The following is an 18,329-nucleotide window of genomic DNA, read 5'->3' as shown; positions in this document are numbered from 1 at the left end:
TTCGTAATTTTCGCCCTATTTTTATAGTATATTGAGTAATAAACGGATATGATTCATTTTAATAAATTCACACTGGCGAACGGATTGAGAGTAATCGTTCATGAAGACCATACCACGCCAATGGCTGTTGTCAATGTGCTGTATGATGTTGGAGCAAGAGATGAAAGCCCTGAAAAAACAGGTTTTGCGCATTTATTTGAGCACCTGATGTTCGGTGGGTCTGTAAATATACCTGTCTATGACGAACCTCTTCAAATGGCAGGTGGAGAAAATAACGCATATACAACCAGCGACCTTACCAACTACTATATTCAACTTCCTGCTGAAAATATTGAAACAGGATTCTGGCTCGAAAGTGATAGAATGCTTTCCCTCGCCTTTACTGAAAAAAGCCTGGATGTTCAGCGTAAAGTAGTGTCTGAGGAGTTTAAAGAACACTATATCAATAAACCATATGGTGATATCTGGCATAAGATGCGTAATCTGGCGTACTCTACACACCCTTATCGGTGGATGACTATCGGAAAGGAACTTTCCCATATTGAAGAAGCCAAACTGGAAGACGTTAAAGCCTTCTTCTTTAAACATTACCGTCCGGTAAATGCAATCCTGTCTGTTGCCGGTAAAGTAACAGTAGAACAGGTTAAAGCCCTGGCAGAGAAGTGGTTTGGAGATATTCAGTCTGGCGACAAGTATAACCGCCAGTTACCTGTAGAGCCTCCTCAAACCGAGGCTCATAAAATGGAAGTAAAATCCAATGTACCACTGGATGCACTGTACAAATGCTACCATATGTATTCTCGCACAGATCCCAGGTATTACGCCGCAGATCTTATTTCTGATATTCTTGGCGGTGGTGCTTCTTCCCGTCTGCATCAGGTACTGGTAAAAGAAAAACAACTTTTCTCCAATATAGAATGTTACCACTTTGGCTCTCTGGATGCCGGATTACTAACTATTGAAGGTAAACTGGTAAAAGGAGTTAAAATGAAGGATGCTGAAAATGCCATCCAGGAAGAAATCGAAAAACTTCAACAGGAAATTATCTCTGAAAGAGAACTTCAGAAAGTTAAAAACCGTGTAGAAAGTATGTTGGCCTTTGAAGACATGAGCCTTCTTAGCAGAGCCAATAACCTGGCCTTTTATGAGCTGCTGGGCGATGCTTCCTTAATGAATAGGGAATTTGAAAACTATGAAAAAGTAACAGTTGAAGATATACATCGGGAAGCTAATCTGCTTTTTGATGAAAAAAACTCCAACACGATTTACTATTACGCAGCCAATTAATGAATGGCTATAGCCAGGATGGTTTAAATTGAGCACCATGAACAGAACAACTCCTCCTCCGATTAAAGATGCGGTGGAATTCGAAATAAAATTAAGACCTTACGAAAAGTATACCCTGGATAATGGTATTCCTGTTTATGTAATGAAATCTGATGAACAGGATACTTTACAACTCGAATTGGTTTTTCCTGCCGGTAGCTGGTACGAAAGTGAAGTACTGGAAGCCGCTGCTACCAACTTCCTGATGAAAACCGGCACCAGTGGATCAACAGCCAAGCAAATTAATGAGAATGTCGACTATTATGGTGCTTACCTTAATAGAAATGCCTATCATGAAAATGCTACGTATACACTCCACTGCCTGTCGAAACACCTGGAAGTATTATTACCAACATTACAGGAAGTAATTCAGGACCCAATTTTCCCGGAAGAAGAGCTGCATATTTACCAGCAGAATATGAAGCAGAAACTGGCTGTGAACCTTCAGAAATGCGACTTTGTTGCCAACCGGTTCATAGATAAGTATCTGTTTGGAGACTTTCACCCCTATGGGCGCGTTAGCACCATGATGGCTTATGATGCGCTGCAAACTGAAGGACTGCAAGCCTTTTATAAAAAGCACTACACATACAACAACTGTAAGATCTTTGTTGCAGGGCATTTACCCGAAAACACAATCACATTGTTGAATAAATACTTTGGTTCTGTATTGTGGAACGATGCCTCGCATCTCATCAAACTGGATCTACCAATTCAGCCAGCTGAAGAAAAGAAATTCAGGGTATTCAATGACGAAAATGGGGTACAGGGTGCTGTTAGAGTGGCCCGCCATTTCCCTAACCGTTATCATCCCGACTTCCCTAAAATGCTTGTATTAAATACTATTTTAGGTGGATATTTCGGTTCCCGTCTGATGAGCAACATCAGAGAGGATAAAGGCTATACCTACGGTATTTATTCTCAGCTTTATAATTTCAGACAAACCAGTGCTATAAACATCCAAACCGAAGCTGGTAGAGATGTTTGTGAGGCTACTATAGAAGAGATTTATAAAGAACTGAAACAATTACAGGACGAACCTGTTCCACAGGAGGAGCTCGACCTGGTTAAGAATTATATGATAGGTTCAATGCTCGGGGATCTGGACGGTGCATTTCAGGTTATACAGCGTTGGAAGAACTTGATTCTGAACGATTTGGATGAAAGTTACTTCAATAACAATGTCCAAACAATTAAGAATATAACAGTCGAAGAACTTCAGCAATTAGCCAAACAATACTTTACACCAGGCGATTTCTATGAACTGGTGGTAATCTAAAATCTAACTTCTATTACCCTTAAGAGGGGCTGTTTCTATGTTGTAGAGACAGCCCCTCTTACTTTTTGCAGCAGTAATTGGTATTTAAAACAGGGAGCACTAAGCATATTCAAATTCCTTTTGATAATATTTTAGTAGCATTCCTATCGTCTCTTCGAAAAACGAAGTATCTTTTACACCTGTACTACTTCAACCTATGCATTTATCTAAAATCCAATCTACATGAAACAAATTCTTTTGCTGGTACTCTTCCTATACGGAAGTATTGCTGTTTATTCACAGTCACAGAGCGAGCTAAATAATAGAGCAAAGAAAGAGTATAAAGAAGCTGATAAAGAGCTTAACGAGATTTATCAACTGGTTTTAAAGGAATATGCACGTAATAAAACATTCATTCAGCGTATGAAAGATGCACAAAGATCCTGGGTGTTGTTCAGAGATGCTGAACTAAAAGCCAGGTATCCGAATGATGCCAAAAGCTATGGCAGCATATATCCTATGTGTGAAGCCAACTTTTTGAAAGAGCTGACAGAGCAAAGATCTGCCACCTTACGTACATGGCTAAACGTAATGAAACCGGATGCTTGCCAGGGTTCTATTGGTGATAAAGAGGATCACTAAGTATTAGCGGAAATACTAATTATATAATTTTCGTATATTTGCGCTTTACAGACCCGTGACCTATGCGAAACCTAATCCTGATCCTATTGGTCTTTCTATGCTCTAATGCCTATTCCCAAACCTCGCAGGCTGCATTAGATTCATTGGAAAGCAATTACCAACAATGCCTTGGCAGTAGTCAACGTATGTACGATTGTGCTGTTAATTATTACAGACAGTTAGATAGCCTGCTTAATAATACACTTAAACAACTTTATTCCAGTCTCGACAAAGATCGTCAGCAACAATTACAACAGGAACAGGTTGTCTGGGAAGAAAAGAAGGAAGAATATTTCAAAAAAATTGACGAACGAGTAGAAAAAATGCACAAGCGCACAATGGAGGGGTTAGACGACGATATGATTTCTACTGATAACAAAGCTGCATATATCAAGCAACGACTAACGGCGTTGTTATAGCTCGCGTTGCTCGCTGGTTTCTCGCAAAGAAGCAAAGATTAATATTAAGATATATAAGGATCGAAGCGAATATCTTTAAGAGCTGCTGAATGGTTTCTATTTGTGTTGAAACCTATTAGAAGTCCTTAAAAATATTCGCTTCGATCCTTATATATCTTAATATTAATCTTTGCTTCTTTGCAAGAAACCAGCGAGCAACGCGAGCTACAATCTTTCCTGATGACGCAGCCAACGCTCAGGCATTTCATTATTGCTGGCCATGAGGTAATCGTTGTATGCGCAAGGCACAAATTCCTGATCAGGAAGTTGCATCCACCACCTGTTGGTTTTTTTGCTTTTCAGAAATACTGTTTCTATATCGGAGAAAGCTATATGAAATTCCCAGAAGGCATCTCTGTCTTCCAATCCAGCTTCTTTTCCTTTAACGGCTCTTCCATCCATAAAATACCAGATCATCTGGGAAATTTGTCGGGCAGTGAGATTAGCTACATCCTTTTCGGGCTCATAACCATAGATTCCGAAGGAAGAAAGTCGGCTGCTCATACCAGCATATCTGGAAAGAGTGCATGCTTCTTCACCGGAGAATCCGTTAGGGGATAGGTGGTTTGCCGGGGCATCTGTATGTTTGATAATATTAATATCGAGGCTGAAGAGATCTGAATGTCGAAGTACGGGTTCTGCTTCTTCCATATTTTCTCTTATGCGTCCAAGTCTGAAACAATCGAAACGAAGTTTGTCTAGTGTTTCGAGCATTCTTGGGTGTACAAAATAGCTTTGGAAGCCTATGTGGTTATAATGTCTGAGATAATTAGGTTGCTCGGTAAGAATGTCCATAAGGAAGCGTTCGCTTTTGATTCGCGAGTCTTCTTTAAGATCAATCAGTGCGTCGGCCACTGTGGCTTCAATGATTAATTCCTGTGATGCGTAGGCTTTATATTGGGGGTAGGTGAGATCGTGTGATCCACCTAAAATAATGACGGTTTTATTAGCGCTTATGAGTTCAGACAATACGGTTTTCATGGCAGCGTAGGCATCGGCCAGAAAAGCGCCGGGAAGCAGGTTTCCAACATCGGCCAGTTTAATGTCTTTATGCCAGTTGAATAAGCGATAAAGTTCGCGGCGAATAGCATCTGGCCCGTTGGTATTGGTTTTGCCGGAAGGGCCACCTCGCTCTTCCCCCACACCGAGTAGGATAATATCTGCTGCTTCTAAGTCGGGTTGCTGATCTATTTCGTATACATCAATGATACTACCAACCTGGAATGCATCGTATTCCTGGTCGTCGTTTAACATAGCTTTGGAAACAGGATGCAAGAAGTCCTGCAGGTGTGAAAATTCTGCCATCACTTTAATGGGTTTGTTTGATGGCAAACCTACAACAAGAATTTAAAAAAAAGCAAAAACGGATATGACGCTGAGTGGGCCTAAACTACTATAACGGAAAGCTGTACTAGTTCTTGTGAATAATAAATTCGAATGGCTTATGCGACTTACGTGAAATTGCTTTTTCCAGCACAGTTCTTTTGCTGGTAATCCGACTTTTGTTACAATCCATAACTTCCATAACGGCACAGAGATAATCCATCGTTTCAATTAACGATAACATTTCGCTGATTTGACGAACTGCTGATTGTATCTGCTGCTCTGTGTACCTATCCTCATGTAGCAGGATTAGTAAATCTCTATCTACAGGTTTCATGAAAAAAAATTTGACTGTTCCCCGAAATATTGTTTGGCCAGGTATCAAAAGGATAGTTCAATAAGATAAGGCAAAAATTGTTGTCCGGTTCAAGTTGTTAGTTGTCGTCTGTATCAAACAAATGGTTCTAATGCATTCTTTTTTTATTCATGGTTGGGCAACCGCAATCGTTTTTTTTGAAAACCTTACACCCCTCCATCATCAAACTACCACAAACCAGAATGATCGCGATCCACTTAATACTTTTCATATTTTGACTATAATTAAATTCCGTTCTAAGAGTTCACCTTTTCTTAACAATGCTCTTTTGTAATTTAAGCTAAATTCGTAAAAAATATCAAATTATTTGTCCACAATTCTTGCTGTTAAAAAAATTCTTTTTGTTCCTCTGGATTGGGGATTAGGGCATGCAACGAGAGACATTCCTCTTATCCGTGAAATGCAAAACGCAGGTTGTCAGGTATTTATTGCTGCCGAAGGCAAACATGCTGCATTACTTCAACAGGAATTTCCGGAAATTACCATCTTTCCATTGCCCGGATACCGCATCCAATACGCACAAAAAGGGAAATTTTTTGGACTGAAAATTATTCAGCAAATTCCAAAAATTTTCAAGGCTGTTCGATACGAACAAAAATGGTTGAAGAAAATAGTTGCTGATTATCAAATCAATGCAGTTATTTCAGATAATCGCTTTGGATTATATCATAAAGATATTCCCTGCGTTTTTATCACTCACCAACTACTAATCAAAACTCCTTTTGGTGGCTGGTCCGAAAGAATTCTTCAAAAAATAAATTACCATTTCATTAACAAATACAGTCAGTGCTGGATTCCCGATTTTGAAGGAAACGACAACCTGTCTGGCGAATTAGCGCATCCCGCTCAACTGCCTCACCATACTTCCTACATAGGTTGCCTGAGCAGATTTGTTAATAAACCCGGTGTGTCTAAAAAATATGACCTCCTGGTTCTGATTTCCGGCCCGGAACCTCAACGTACCAATCTGGAAAAAATTATCATCTCACAAGTACAGTCGTTATCTATCAAAACACTGATTGTGAGTGGGTTACCAGGTAATCATACTTCTACTCAAATAGCACCAAACGTAGATCAGGTAAACCACCTTAATGCGGAAGCACTGAATGAAGCTATCCTGGCTTCTGATATGGTGCTGAGCAGATCCGGTTATACCACTTTAATGGATCTCGTTAGACTCGATAAAAAGGCAATACTGGTACCTACTCCCGGCCAATCCGAACAAGTATACCTGGGCGAATATTTAATGGAAAAAGGCTACTTCTATTCCTTATCACAAGAGGGCTTCGACCTAAAATCCGCTCTCGAAAAAGCTGCTGCATTTCAGTTCAAATCCTTTCATCAAAATGATATGGATCAATACAAAAAAGTTGTGCAACAGTTTCTTACCAATTCTCTCCACTGGCAGCCACAAAATATAGCGGCAAACCAGCATTCATAAAAAAGAGAAGCGAATGCACCCTGGGGTACATTCGCTTCATTTTTTCTACACAAAACTCTTGTTAAATTTCCTTTACAGCTGCCCCCATATAAATTTTATTTCCTACTATCGCAACCGGACGTTTTAAGAAAGAATATTCCTGGAGAATTAATGTTCTGTAATCTTCTTCTGTAAGATTTTTTTCATGAAGCCCCATAGGTCGGTATTGCTGCGACCTGCGGCTGAATAAGGACTCATAACTACCTGCCAATGCTTTCATTTCATCGAGCTGCGCTGGCGTTATTTTCTCTTTTTTTATATCTTGTAGCTCAAAGCCCCTGGCTTTTGCATTAGTTTCTTCCAGAATCTTCTTGCAGGTGCCACAAGTAGATAAATGATAAATTTTATTCATTTTTCGTTCATTTTTCGTTCTCAAAGTTACATCCTCACCTTATATTGAACTACTATCTTTAATTTTGCGAATTCAAATTAATTCTTGTAGGTTTAGCGATGGAAAAAAAATTATTTTTACTGGATGCAATGGCGCTGATCTATCGCGCATATTATGCGTTGATCAGAAATCCCCGTCTCACCAGCGCGGGTAAAAATACCAATGCCCAGTTTGGGTTTACAACAACTTTATTGGATCTCCTCAATAAAGAAAAACCTACCCACATGGCGGTAGCTTTTGATACCCATGCCCCCACCGAACGTCATACTACGTATACCGACTATAAAGCCAATCGTGAAGATGCGCCGGAAGACCTCCTGGATGCACTGCCCGATATCAAACGTATTATCGAAGGATTTAATATCCCGGTTGTGGAGCTGGATGGGTATGAGGCAGATGACGTAATCGGTACTCTTGCATGGCAGGCTGCCAATGCCGGATACACTGTATACATGGTAACTCCCGATAAGGATTACGGCCAGCTGGTTAAGGAAAATGTATTCATTTACAAACCTCCTTATATGGGCAACAAGGAAGAAATAATGGGGCCTAAGGAAGTTTGTGAAAAATGGCAGATCCAGGATGTACACCAGGTAATAGATATCCTGGGCCTCATGGGCGATGCTGTTGATAATATACCTGGTATTGCCGGTATCGGTGAAAAAACAGCCATGAAACTCCTTGCCCAATACCACTCACTCGAAAATGTACTGGAAAACGCAGATACTATCGGTGGAAAAATGGGAGAGAAGATTAAAGTGGGCCGCGACAACGCTTTACTTTCTAAAGAACTTGCCACTATTATCACCGATGTTCCTGTAACCTTTCATGAAGAAGATTTTTGTGTTAAGGAATTTGATAAGGATAAACTGACAGAGATCTTTACTGAGCTTGAATTTAAGACCCTCGGTAAAAGAATTTTGGGAGATAATTTTGCAGGTGGAAGCAATGTTGCTGCTCCTCCAAAACCCAGGGTTGTACAAACAGATCTTTTCGGCGCCGTAACCGTTTCAGAAGATGTTGTTGAAGTAGAAATTACCACTGTCGCAAATGTATTACTCGCCGATAAAAACATCAATAATACTCCTCATGATTATCAAATAATCGATTCTCCGGAAAAAAGAACAGCACTACTACAACAATTACTTTCTCAATCAGAAGTTGCCTTCGATACTGAAACCACCGGCACCGACGCCAATGAAGCGGAAATAGTTGGAATGAGCTTTTCTTTCAAAAAAGGAGAAGGATTCTATATTCCTTTACCTGCTAATCACGATGCCGCCAAAGCAATTCTTGAGGAATTTATTCCGCTTTTCCAGCATAACAGTATCGTGTTAATTGGTCAGAATATCAAATACGATATGTTAATCCTGAAGTGGTATGGTATCACTATCACCGCTCCGCTTTTCGATACAATGCTGGCTCACTACCTCATTGAGCCGGAAGGCCGCAGAAGCATGGATGTGTTAAGTGCCCAGTATCTGCAATATGAGCCAATTCCAATTGAATCGCTCATCGGTAAAAAAGGAAAAGGCCAGGGCAATATGCGCGATGTAGAAGTAGATGTCATTGCCGAATACGCCGCCGAAGATGCCGACATCACTCTTCAACTTAAAGAAAAATTCGCTCCGCAGGTCACTGAAAGATCAGTAGAAAAGGTTTTCTACAACATAGAAAATCCACTGGTAAAAGTACTGACAGACATGGAATATGAAGGTATAGCCCTCGATACAATGGCGCTGGCCGATTATTCCCGCGAACTGGAGGTAGAAATTAAAAGAGCCGAGGAAAGCGTATACGAGCAAGCTGGTGTACGTTTCAAACTTGCCTCCCCTAAACAATTAGGCGAAGTACTGTTCGAAAAATTACAACTCGATCCAAAGGCAAAAAAAACACGTACCGGCCAATACGCAACAGGTGAGGATGTATTACAGAAGCTCTCTTCCAAACATAAAATTGTTGAAGATATTCTCATCTTCAGAGAATTGAGTAAACTCAAATCCACCTACGTAGATTCGTTGCCGTTATTGCTCAACAAACGCACCAACAGGGTTCATACCAGCTATAACCAAGGTGTTGCCGTAACAGGGCGATTAAGCTCCAACAATCCGAATCTTCAAAATATTCCGATTCGTACTGAGAGGGGCCGGGAAATTCGTAAAGCATTTATTCCGAGAAATGAAGAATTTGTATTGCTGTCTGCCGACTACTCACAGATCGAACTTCGCATTATTGCTGCGATCAGCGAGGATAAGGAAATGATCAATGCATTCAGGAATAATATTGATATCCATGCCGCTACTGCCGCCAAAGTATATAACGTCGAATTAGCTGATGTTACACCTGAGATGCGTAGAAATGCCAAGAGTGTAAATTTCGGAATCATCTATGGTGTAAGTGCATTTGGATTATCTGAAAACCTTGGCATTGCCAGAAGTGAAGCCAAAATGCTTATCGATAATTACTTTGCGCAATATCCGGCGATCCAGCAGTATATGGATAATCAGAAAAAATTTGCTCAGGAAAATGGGTATGTACAAACCTTATTGGGCAGAAAAAGATGGTTAAGGGATATCAACTCTTCCAATGCTGTGGTACGTGGTTTCGCCGAACGAAACGCTATCAATATGCCTATTCAGGGTACTGCTGCTGATATGATTAAACTTGCAATGATCGATATTCATAAGGCATTTAAACAAAACCAATTTAAGTCGCGTATGCTCTTACAGGTACATGACGAGTTGGTGTTTGATGCACATCGTTCCGAAGTAGAAATTATTAAACCCCTGATCCGAGACCTAATGCGAAATGCTCTACCATTGGCCGTTCCTGTTGAAGCAGAAATCGGTATTGGTAACACCTGGCTGGAAGCTCACTAAATTAGTATACTGACAAACTGATAGGTGTATGATATTGAAATATCATATACCTATCATTATTTCTGTACTCCTATTGTAATTAAAAAAACTGTTTACTAGTTTTCAAAAATGATCCAAACACCTCGACTACAATTGTTGTCGTGCACCTTAGAGTATTTTGAATTGCTGTTACAAAGCAACGATCATCTGGCCGAATTGCTTGGAATTTCTATTCAGGATACCTGGACCGAATACCCTGAGATGGTACTGGTAGCCTACGACAAATTACGCAACGATCCTGGCATGCTGGGATGGTTTTTCTATTTAGTGATACACCGAAATGATAAACGCCTTATTGGAGCCGGAGGCTTCAAAGGTAAACCCAATGAAGAAGGTATGGTGGAAATCGGCTATGAAATAACACCCGAATACCGCGAACAAGGCCTGGGAACTGAAATGGCAGAAGGACTGCTCCGTTTTGCCTTTGGCCATTCGTATATAAACAGTGTTATTGCACATACCGAAGAAGAATATAGCCCATCTATTAAAATACTTCAGAAAGTAGGGATGAAGTTTGTAGGTGCTGTTAAAAACAAAGAAGGGGAAGACCTCTGGGAATGGAGGATTACAAGAGATCAATATCTTGAAAAATAACCCATATTCCACTCATCCATCTTTTTGCACCTCAATACTGCTGCTTTCAGTAAATTTGGTCCTTTGTTTAAAAAACCAATCATTACAGACGTATGAAGAAATGGATGATGTGCGCGGCCATCTTTGGTAGTGTTGCCGCTTATGCTCAAACCAGCACCAATCAGGAAAATAGTAAATATCAATTTACCGTAATTAAAAACCTGGATGCTGGTGATGTACAAAATCAGGGTCGTACCGGCACCTGCTGGTCCTTTTCCGGACTTTCCTTCTTTGAATCAGAATTACTCCGCAACAACAAATACAAAGGGCTGAACTTAAGCGAAATGTTCGTTGTTCGCAAAATGTACCCGTTGAAAGCTGCCAACTATGTACGCATGCACGGAAAAGCCAACTTCGGTGAAGGTGGTGGATTCCCGGACGACTTACTATGCCTGCGCGAATATGGTATGGTTCCTCAAAGCGTTTACGACGGGAATAAAGATAAAATGTATAACCACGCCGAAATGGAAGGTGTACTGGAAACCGTAGTTACTAAAATTGGTAATGCTCAGGACCAGATCAACCCTAACTGGACTAAAGCGGTTGATGGCATTCTGAATGCTTACATGGGCGACGCTCCTGAAAGCTTTCAATATAATGGTAAAACATATACTCCTCAATCTTTTGCAAAAGAACTGGGCTTAAATGCAGATGACTATGTATTGATCTCTTCATTTAAACACCATCCTTACTATTCTCAGTTCGTTCTTGAAGTACCTGATAACTGGAATTGGGAAAAAGTATATAATGTTCCCTTGAACGACTTCAGTGCTATTGCTGAAAATGCAATCATGAACGGCTACACCATCGCATGGGCTGCAGATGTAAGTGAAAAAACCTTCAATTTCAAAGAAGGCCTGGCTGTTGTTCCGGATAAAAGCTGGGAAGATATGAGCGCCGAAGAAAGAAAAAATGTTTTCCTGGAGCCTGTTAAAGAAAAAACGATCACTCCTGAACTTCGCCAGGTTGCTTTCGATAACTTCTCAACCCAGGACGACCACGGTATGCATATCGTTGGATTGGTAAAAGATCAGAACGGTAACAAATACTTCAGAGTTAAAAACTCTTGGGGAACTACCAACTTCGGTCAGGGATACTTCTATGTTTCTGCTCCTTACTTCGCTTATAAAACAACCAGCATTATGGTGAATAAAAAAGCGATCCCTGCTGATTTAGCAAAAAAGATGGGCATCAAAATATAAGCATCAACCTAACTTATAAAAAAAAGCAGAACTCTACCTTGTAGAATTCTGCTTTTTTAGCTTAAATAAGATTATTTGACTTTGTCAAATATAATTAATTGATCAAGTCAAGTAATTTGTATAAAACTCAATACTAATTATTGTTTTCCTTCTTGTTTCTGTGTGTAATCATAATTTCCCAGGCGTAATTTTATAGGAAGTCCGGTGTTTTTCTGCCAGTTCCATTCCTGCTTACAGAAGAACCCAAACTCTTGTTTGTAAACCGAATTAGCGGCTAGGGGATTTATTGGAAAAGAAGTTTTAACTGGTTGCTTAGAAGATTTGATAACAGGTACAGGCAGTAGTTTTACCGGTTTAAGGGTAAAGGACTGAGCAGAGATTTTCATCCCCATTAACATCAATATTATAACAAATCCTCTTTTCATTTAACTTATGTAATAGCTTCAAAACTACCGATTCCCTCCCTGATCAGTTCAGGTTCCGGTCCGGTACAATCAACAACTGTTGAAAATTCCACTCCCCCTGGTCCTCCATCTACAACTATATCTACCTGATTTCCAAACTTTTCGTAGATGATTTCAGGATCTGTATATTCTTCAACATAATCTTCGATTGGCAGGGTAGTACTCATAATAGGATTTCCAAGTTCTTTTACGATGGTTCTGCAAATCAGATTATCCGGCACACGAATACCCACTGTATCTTTCTTCGTTTTCAACATTCGGGGTACCATTCTGCTGGCAGGCAGAATGAAGGTATATGGCCCGGGTAAAGCTTTTTTCAACATCCTGAAAATTGGAGTATCCACACTTTTTGCATAATCAGAAAGGTGACTCAGATCATAACAAATAAATGAAAAATTCGCTTTTTTCGGATCTATATGCTTTAATCTTGCCAGTTTGTCTATTGCTTTTGGCTGTGTAATATCGCAGCCCAATGCATAAACAGTATCGGTTGGATAAATAATAATACCTCCGGCCTGCAAACATTCAACAATGATCTTAATATTACGGGCATTCGGATTATCTGGATGTACGTGTAACAACATACCTTAAAGTTACACAAATGTTTTTTTGTCGGATTGCTGACTACGTTTCATGTTTTTAAATTACTTTCGGCCCGATTTTCTAAACCTGCACGATGGAATTAAAAGGTATTGTACCAAGAACGTGGAGAAGATTAAAGCGAATTTTACTAGTCCTGATTCTCGCCCAATTTGTATATATCATTATCTTAAAGTGGGTAAATCCGCCTATTACAATTACGCAAATAAGCAGTTGGTTCAGCCTTTGGGGAACAGATAAGAAACTTCAAAAGTCCTGGGTCAATTACGACCAAATCTCACAACATGCAAAGCTAGCCGTTATTGCCAGTGAAGATCAGTTGTTTACTGATCACAACGGATTCGATTTTAAATCGATCGAAAAGGCAATGAAGCACAACCAGAAAAACAAGAAAATAAAGGGAGCCAGCACTATCAGTCAGCAGGTTGCAAAAAATGTATTTTTATGGCAGGGCAGGAGTTGGTTTAGAAAAGGCCTGGAAGTATACTTTACTTTTATGATTGAGAAGATCTGGGGTAAACAACGTATCCTGGAAGTTTATCTGAATGTTGCTGAAATGGGAGAGGGAATATTTGGTGTTGAAGCTGCTGCTCAAAACTATTTTCATAAAAACGCCGCCAGTCTGAACAGAGAAGAAGCTGCTATGATAGCGGCTTGTCTTCCTAACCCTATCAAATATACGATTGTACCACCAGCAAGAATTACAGTATACCGGCAGCATAAGATCCTTATACAAATGAGGAATCTGGCACCGGACCCGGATATTGCAGAATTAATAACCAGTAAATAATTGATTGACTGCGGCTTTGGCGGTAGATTCACGCTCGGCGTAGGTGCCTTTTATTTCAACCCAGGGTGTGCCACTTTGCATAACTATATCACGGTAAATCTGATAGAAATAATTCCTCATTTCAGGGTCCGGATATTCCCGTTGCGGGTCTTCTTCCCAGGGCAAATCAATATAGGTAAGCAAATAAAGGTCGCAGGATTGTTTTGAAATGGCATCCAGGATACGGGCATCACAATCGCCATACTTATGTTCACTCCATACTTTAACTACATAGAGATCGGTATCACAAATCAGTACTTTATTTGCCTTTGCCATTTGTTGTTGCTCCAGTTCTGTTTGTCCGAGTGCAATGGCCAGCAAATCGCTTTGCTCGTATGGTCTGTTTAGCTGCTCTATATATTCACGTGCATATTCGGGCGTCCATACGGTATGGAAGTCATTCGCCAGTTTTTCACTAAGCGTACTTTTCCCGGTAGATTCGGGCCCTATTACAACTACTTTCTTCATTATTGAGTGATTTCTCTTTGCAGCACTTCTTTCCGCCAGCTAATGTATCCAAAAATGGCGATGATAAACAAAAAGATCGTTAATAAAGCCGTTGGGTATAAGGTTTTAGAAAAAAGCAGTGGGATGGCAGCGAGGTTGGAGATATTCAGAAAGATCCAGTTCTCGAGTTTACGTTTTGCCAGCAGCCACATTCCGGCGCAGGCGGTGGCCGAAACAAATGCATCCATTACCGGTACATTGGAGTCGGAGAAATGGGTAAGTAAATAGTGGAAGATAAACCAGCCAATAAGGGCTATAAAGGAGGCAGTACCTAATTCCCGGGGATTGCTCCTGGTTATCGGAACTACATCGCCAGACGCCCCTTTTCTGGCCCAGAATGCCCATCCATACACACTCATCACAAAGTAATAAGCATTTAGGGTAGCATCCGCATATAATTTAAAATGGTCTCTGGATAGCAGATAAACATAAATACCGGTACTTACTAACCCTGTCGGGTAAACGAGGATATTATTCTTCTTTTGGCAAATAACCGATAAAACAGCAAATACAACAGCGGTGACTTCCCAATAAGTCATATCGTGTAGTCCTTTCTGTAGCTGTTGAAGGAAATCGTTCATGTTAAAAAATAAAAATTCGATGGTCTGTCAAAAGAAAAGCACAGTCATAGACTGCGCTTTCATTTAACACTATCATTCACTCAACTATGGCTTATTCCGCTTCTGCCACTACTTCTTTCACTTCAGGTATCATACGTTTCATCATACCTTCAATACCTGCTTTCAAAGTGATCATAGAAGAAGGACAGCCTGAGCATGAACCCTGTAACATTAAGGTTACTGTACCACTGTCGTAATCTTTGAACTGAATAGCTCCGCCATCCATTTCAACAGCTGGTTTAACATAGTTTTCCAGTAACTCTTTAATTCTCTTAACTACATCTGTATCATCTGCACTCACTTCATTGCTGGCAGTAGATTTAGTAACTACTACTTCATCTTCATTGATGATAGGACGTGTATCTTCCAGGTATTCTTTCAGGAATGCTTTAACAGTTGGAATAATATCATTCCAATCAGTTTCACTGGTTTTTGTTAAAGTGATAAAGTTGGCCATAATGAACACCCCCTTAATAAACGGGAAACTAAACAGCTCCATTGCTAATGGAGATGGCTTAGCGCTGGCTTCATCAGGGAAATCGATGCTCTTACCAGGATATAACAGTTTGTTTGCCACAAACTTCATCGTTTCCGGGTTTGGCGTCATTTCTGTATATATGCTGATAATTGGGTTGCCTGTCTTAATCATTTTTATATTGATTTATAACGCAAAGGTAACACTTTGTGAGCAGATTTTTAGCCTGTTTATACCCTTGGCATATTGAATTTAACAATCTCCCTATTGGTAGTTTTGATAACATCATATACAATTAATTCACAATGCCTTGAGTATCTCCCGATTCCCTGCCCAAAATCAAAATATTAATTTTATTCAGATTCATTTATTGTTACTCTCTTATTACTTTTGTATCGATATGCAACAAAAAAAGATCATTCACGCACGAAAGAGAATAGCCTTGATTGCTCACGACCATAAAAAGGCCGAACTTATCGAATGGGCAACCTACAATAGAGCAGTGCTGAGCAGACATGAACTCTATGGAACCGGTACTACCGGCCAATTGGTAGAACAGGCCCTCGATATTCCGGTGCGGAAACTTCTCAGTGGCCCTCTTGGCGGCGATCAGCAAATCGGTGCCCTCGTAGCCACCGGAGGACTGGATCTAATCATTTTCTTCTGGGACCCTATGGAAGCTTTACCTCATGACCCGGATATTAAAGCCCTGCTCAGATTAGGTGTGGTATGGAATATTCCTATGGCCAGTAACAGAGCTTCTGCAGATTTTCTCGTCACCTCTCCACTCATGAACCAGGAATACGAAACCATACTTCCTGATTATAGTCAATACACTAAACGGAAAATTTAGTAGGGGGTCCTTCGTTTTAGCTAGCAGAAATTTCCGTAACTTTTATCAAAGCTTCGGGAATGAGATTTGTTTTTACCCTATTAGCCATACTGGCTATTACCCCATTTCATGGCTATTCACAGCAAGATACCGGACAAGTACTTCGCGACTCCCTGTCGGAATCCCGGCTGGCCCTTACAACCAGATTGTTACGAGAAAACGATTCACTTCTCAAGGCAGATGCCTCACAAAAACAAAACCTGGAAAACCAATTGCTGCTGATTAGTAGTCAGAACGAAAGTAAAAGAAGGGAATTGGTTAAAAGAATTATTGAGTTTGAACAAGCTGATTCCATCCAAAAAGCAGCACGATTAGACAAAATAAATGCACTCAAAGGTACAAATCCCGGCTTCCCTGTTGTTCCTTTCAGAGATACCATTTTTTATATATATAATAAATTAGGACCTCTTCAACCTAAAGACAGAGCTGCCAATATCAATCGTAAAATGCAGCAACTAGCTAATGATCCGTTCTTTTCGCCTGATTCAATTAAAATTACACCTAATGAAAATAATGTAGATGTTACTTATTCAGATCTCGTATTATTCACTATAACTGAAGATGATGCTCTTTGGCTGAATAAAGATCAAATTACTATTGCTAATAACTACATCTCATCGGTCAAAAAAGCAATTCAACAAAACAAAGACGAAAACAGCCTCAAAAATCTTCTGATCAGAATAGGATGGCTGTTATTAATCATCGTTATTTTCTCACTCGCCATTTTCGGAATCAACCGGCTATTCAGAAGATTATATCTGCTGGTACTGAAAGAAAAAGATAAATATTTCAAGGGGCTTAAAGTAAAAGACTATGCCCTGCTGAACCAGAAAAGACAGGTGAAAATAATTTATAATTTTCTTCGTGTAGCCAAGGTAGTAGTAATCCTATTTGTCTTATATCTGACCCTGCCCTTTGTATTTGGCATTTTTCCATGGACCCGGGGAATTGCCGACTCCTTAATAGATTGGACGCTTTCTCCAATTAAAAGAATATTCTCTGCCTTTCTTAATTATTTACCCAAACTGCTCACGATTGCAGTTATCTATCTTATTACTCATTACCTGGCCAAACTAATCAATTACCTGGCCGATGAAATCTCTAAAGGCAATCTGACTATTAAAGGATTTTATCCCGACTGGGCAAAACCTACCAGTAGCGGAATTAAATTCCTGCTATATGCCTTTATGTTTATTGTAATCTTTCCCTATTTGCCTGGCTCAGATTCTAAAATATTCCAGGGAGTATCTGTTTTTCTTGGTATTCTTTTTTCACTTGGTTCTTCTTCCGCCATTTCCAATATAGTAGCTGGTTTTGTAATCACATACATGCGCCCATTTAAAATTGGGGATAGAGTGAAAATAGGGGATATAACAGGAGATGTCATTGAAAAGAACTTATTGGTAACCAGGTTACGTACTATAAAGAATGAAGAAATTACAGTACCCAATGCCAGCATCCTAAACGGGCATACCATCAATTTCACCACTTCCAGTAAGGATTTAGGATTAATTCTCCACACCAATATAACTATTGGTTACGAGGTGCCCTGGCCTAAAGTACATGATTTATTGATTCAGGCGGCTCTAAAAACCGAAGGTGTTCTGAAAGACCGGGCGCCATTTGTTTTGCAGAAAGAGTTTCAGGATTTTTCTGTTGCCTATGAAATAAATGTTTATACTGATGATTCTCATAAAATAGCCTCTATACAATCAAACCTTCATCAACATATTCAGGATGCTTTTAATGAAGCAGGTATAGAAATCATGTCGCCTCACTTTATGGCGCAGCGGGATGGCAATACCAGCACGGTGCCTCCCGGGTTTTTACCCGAAAACTATCAGGCTCCTGCATTTAGAGTAGATGTGAAAAAGGAATGATTATCATATTATTATA

General features: G+C 40.0%; 19 protein-coding genes. 11 read left to right on the top strand and 8 right to left on the bottom strand.

The window, feature by feature from the left end; translation table 11 throughout:
* The first annotated feature begins 48 nt into the window (after positions 1–48).
* The 4 genes from DVR12_RS10465 to DVR12_RS10450 all read left to right on the top strand — a co-directional run bounded on the left by DVR12_RS10465 (position 49) and on the right by DVR12_RS10450 (position 3,684).
* Entirely contained in the window at positions 49–1,287 is a 1,239-nt protein-coding gene (locus DVR12_RS10465) for a M16 family metallopeptidase (protein WP_116975622.1), read from the top strand.
* A gap of 37 nt (positions 1,288–1,324) precedes the next feature.
* Entirely contained in the window at positions 1,325–2,605 is a 1,281-nt protein-coding gene (locus DVR12_RS10460; protein ID WP_116975621.1) for a M16 family metallopeptidase, read from the top strand.
* Between the two features lie 222 nt (positions 2,606–2,827).
* Entirely contained in the window at positions 2,828–3,226 is a 399-nt protein-coding gene (locus tag DVR12_RS10455; protein WP_116975620.1) for a lysozyme inhibitor LprI family protein, read from the top strand.
* Between the two features lie 62 nt (positions 3,227–3,288).
* Positions 3,289–3,684, top strand: coding sequence for a lysozyme inhibitor LprI family protein (locus DVR12_RS10450; protein ID WP_116975619.1), 396 nt, complete (start codon positions 3,289–3,291; stop codon positions 3,682–3,684).
* Positions 3,685–3,888: 204 nt separating this feature from the next.
* Here the strand turns inward: DVR12_RS10450 and DVR12_RS10445 are convergent, their stop codons facing one another.
* Positions 3,889–5,028: a formimidoylglutamase gene (locus tag DVR12_RS10445; protein ID WP_116975618.1), complete on the bottom strand. Its 1,140-nt coding sequence runs from the start codon at positions 5,026–5,028 to the stop codon at positions 3,889–3,891.
* A 106-nt stretch (positions 5,029–5,134) separates the two neighbouring features.
* Positions 5,135–5,383, bottom strand: coding sequence for a hypothetical protein (locus tag DVR12_RS10440; RefSeq protein ID WP_079471515.1), 249 nt, complete (start codon positions 5,381–5,383; stop codon positions 5,135–5,137).
* A gap of 346 nt (positions 5,384–5,729) precedes the next feature.
* On the opposite strand from DVR12_RS10440, the gene DVR12_RS10435 reads away from it, so the two are divergent.
* The gene (locus DVR12_RS10435; RefSeq protein WP_116975617.1) at positions 5,730–6,863 is read left to right on the top strand and encodes a glycosyltransferase; all 1,134 of its coding nucleotides are present in this window, start codon (positions 5,730–5,732) and stop codon (positions 6,861–6,863) included.
* Positions 6,864–6,924: 61 nt separating this feature from the next.
* Here the strand turns inward: DVR12_RS10435 and DVR12_RS10430 are convergent, their stop codons facing one another.
* Complete coding sequence (locus DVR12_RS10430; protein ID WP_116975616.1) at positions 6,925–7,254, bottom strand: arsenate reductase family protein; 330 nt, start codon at positions 7,252–7,254, stop codon at positions 6,925–6,927.
* A gap of 98 nt (positions 7,255–7,352) precedes the next feature.
* On the opposite strand from DVR12_RS10430, the gene polA reads away from it, so the two are divergent.
* The 3 genes from polA (at position 7,353) to DVR12_RS10415 (ending at position 12,046) form a co-directional block, all read left to right on the top strand.
* Positions 7,353–10,172 carry a DNA polymerase I gene (gene polA / locus DVR12_RS10425; protein ID WP_116975615.1) on the top strand — a complete coding sequence of 940 codons (2,820 nt, stop codon included), beginning with the start codon at positions 7,353–7,355 and terminating at the stop codon, positions 10,170–10,172.
* 108 nt (positions 10,173–10,280) lie between these two features.
* Positions 10,281–10,805, top strand: coding sequence for a GNAT family N-acetyltransferase (locus tag DVR12_RS10420; RefSeq protein ID WP_116975614.1), 525 nt, complete (start codon positions 10,281–10,283; stop codon positions 10,803–10,805).
* A 92-nt stretch (positions 10,806–10,897) separates the two neighbouring features.
* A complete protein-coding gene (locus DVR12_RS10415) occupies positions 10,898–12,046 on the top strand; it encodes a C1 family peptidase (protein ID WP_116975613.1) in 1,149 nt (382 codons plus the stop codon).
* Between the two features lie 137 nt (positions 12,047–12,183).
* Here the strand turns inward: DVR12_RS10415 and DVR12_RS10410 are convergent, their stop codons facing one another.
* Positions 12,184–12,471, bottom strand: coding sequence for a hypothetical protein (locus tag DVR12_RS10410; RefSeq protein WP_147323442.1), 288 nt, complete (start codon positions 12,469–12,471; stop codon positions 12,184–12,186).
* A 5-nt stretch (positions 12,472–12,476) separates the two neighbouring features.
* On the bottom strand, positions 12,477–13,094 hold the full coding sequence (locus tag DVR12_RS10405; protein ID WP_116975611.1) for an L-threonylcarbamoyladenylate synthase: 618 nt from the start codon (positions 13,092–13,094) through the stop codon (positions 12,477–12,479).
* A 92-nt stretch (positions 13,095–13,186) separates the two neighbouring features.
* Here DVR12_RS10405 and mtgA point away from each other — a divergent pair, with 92 nt between their 5' ends.
* Positions 13,187–13,900 carry a monofunctional biosynthetic peptidoglycan transglycosylase gene (gene mtgA, locus DVR12_RS10400; RefSeq protein ID WP_116975610.1) on the top strand — a complete coding sequence of 238 codons (714 nt, stop codon included), beginning with the start codon at positions 13,187–13,189 and terminating at the stop codon, positions 13,898–13,900.
* Here the strand turns inward: mtgA and DVR12_RS10395 are convergent.
* The 3 genes from DVR12_RS10395 to DVR12_RS10385 form a co-directional block, all read right to left on the bottom strand.
* Positions 13,883–14,407 (bottom strand): AAA family ATPase, encoded by a 525-nt coding sequence (locus tag DVR12_RS10395; protein WP_116975609.1) that lies wholly within the window; start codon positions 14,405–14,407, stop codon positions 13,883–13,885. The two genes, mtgA and DVR12_RS10395, sit on opposite strands and share 18 nt — an antisense overlap.
* Positions 14,407–15,027 (bottom strand): nicotinamide riboside transporter PnuC, encoded by a 621-nt coding sequence (gene pnuC, locus DVR12_RS10390; RefSeq protein WP_116975608.1) that lies wholly within the window; start codon positions 15,025–15,027, stop codon positions 14,407–14,409. The genes DVR12_RS10395 and pnuC overlap by 1 nt, the downstream gene beginning before the upstream one ends.
* 91 nt (positions 15,028–15,118) lie before the next feature.
* Positions 15,119–15,715 carry a NifU family protein gene (locus DVR12_RS10385; protein ID WP_116975607.1) on the bottom strand — a complete coding sequence of 199 codons (597 nt, stop codon included), beginning with the start codon at positions 15,713–15,715 and terminating at the stop codon, positions 15,119–15,121.
* A gap of 226 nt (positions 15,716–15,941) precedes the next feature.
* Between DVR12_RS10385 and DVR12_RS10380 the strand changes: the two genes are divergently transcribed.
* Positions 15,942–16,394 carry a methylglyoxal synthase gene (locus DVR12_RS10380; RefSeq protein WP_116975746.1) on the top strand — a complete coding sequence of 151 codons (453 nt, stop codon included), beginning with the start codon at positions 15,942–15,944 and terminating at the stop codon, positions 16,392–16,394.
* Positions 16,395–16,453: 59 nt separating this feature from the next.
* Positions 16,454–18,313, top strand: a complete 1,860-nt coding sequence (locus DVR12_RS10375) for a mechanosensitive ion channel family protein (RefSeq protein WP_116975606.1) — start codon at positions 16,454–16,456, stop codon at positions 18,311–18,313.
* The last annotated feature ends 16 nt before the right edge of the window (positions 18,314–18,329 follow it).

Origin of the sequence: Chitinophaga silvatica, assembly GCF_003419895.1 — a bacterium.
Lineage (GTDB): Bacteria > Bacteroidota > Bacteroidia > Chitinophagales > Chitinophagaceae > Chitinophaga > Chitinophaga silvatica.
Note: the sequence above shows the minus strand (reverse complement) of the source record. Positions and strands in the feature narration are given on the sequence as shown.

What these genes read in the sequence shown, in the direction of transcription:
- DVR12_RS10440 (WP_079471515.1), bottom strand. Translation starts at nt 5,383, where the DNA reads ATGAAACCTGTAGATAGAGATTTACTAATCCTGCTACATGAGGATAGG.
- DVR12_RS10415 (WP_116975613.1), top strand. Translation starts at nt 10,898, where the DNA reads ATGAAGAAATGGATGATGTGCGCGGCCATCTTTGGTAGTGTTGCCGCT.
- DVR12_RS10405 (WP_116975611.1), bottom strand. Translation starts at nt 13,094, where the DNA reads ATGTTGTTACACGTACATCCAGATAATCCGAATGCCCGTAATATTAAG.
- mtgA (WP_116975610.1), top strand. Translation starts at nt 13,187, where the DNA reads ATGGAATTAAAAGGTATTGTACCAAGAACGTGGAGAAGATTAAAGCGA.
- DVR12_RS10375 (WP_116975606.1), top strand. Translation starts at nt 16,454, where the DNA reads ATGAGATTTGTTTTTACCCTATTAGCCATACTGGCTATTACCCCATTT.
- DVR12_RS10445 (WP_116975618.1), bottom strand. Translation starts at nt 5,028, where the DNA reads ATGGCAGAATTTTCACACCTGCAGGACTTCTTGCATCCTGTTTCCAAA.
- DVR12_RS10430 (WP_116975616.1), bottom strand. Translation starts at nt 7,254, where the DNA reads ATGAATAAAATTTATCATTTATCTACTTGTGGCACCTGCAAGAAGATT.
- pnuC (WP_116975608.1), bottom strand. Translation starts at nt 15,027, where the DNA reads ATGAACGATTTCCTTCAACAGCTACAGAAAGGACTACACGATATGACT.
- DVR12_RS10450 (WP_116975619.1), top strand. Translation starts at nt 3,289, where the DNA reads ATGCGAAACCTAATCCTGATCCTATTGGTCTTTCTATGCTCTAATGCC.
- DVR12_RS10380 (WP_116975746.1), top strand. Translation starts at nt 15,942, where the DNA reads ATGCAACAAAAAAAGATCATTCACGCACGAAAGAGAATAGCCTTGATT.
- polA (WP_116975615.1), top strand. Translation starts at nt 7,353, where the DNA reads ATGGAAAAAAAATTATTTTTACTGGATGCAATGGCGCTGATCTATCGC.
- DVR12_RS10395 (WP_116975609.1), bottom strand. Translation starts at nt 14,407, where the DNA reads ATGAAGAAAGTAGTTGTAATAGGGCCCGAATCTACCGGGAAAAGTACG.
- DVR12_RS10465 (WP_116975622.1), top strand. Translation starts at nt 49, where the DNA reads ATGATTCATTTTAATAAATTCACACTGGCGAACGGATTGAGAGTAATC.
- DVR12_RS10420 (WP_116975614.1), top strand. Translation starts at nt 10,281, where the DNA reads ATGATCCAAACACCTCGACTACAATTGTTGTCGTGCACCTTAGAGTAT.
- DVR12_RS10460 (WP_116975621.1), top strand. Translation starts at nt 1,325, where the DNA reads ATGAACAGAACAACTCCTCCTCCGATTAAAGATGCGGTGGAATTCGAA.
- DVR12_RS10410 (WP_147323442.1), bottom strand. Translation starts at nt 12,471, where the DNA reads ATGAAAAGAGGATTTGTTATAATATTGATGTTAATGGGGATGAAAATC.
- DVR12_RS10455 (WP_116975620.1), top strand. Translation starts at nt 2,828, where the DNA reads ATGAAACAAATTCTTTTGCTGGTACTCTTCCTATACGGAAGTATTGCT.
- DVR12_RS10385 (WP_116975607.1), bottom strand. Translation starts at nt 15,715, where the DNA reads ATGATTAAGACAGGCAACCCAATTATCAGCATATATACAGAAATGACG.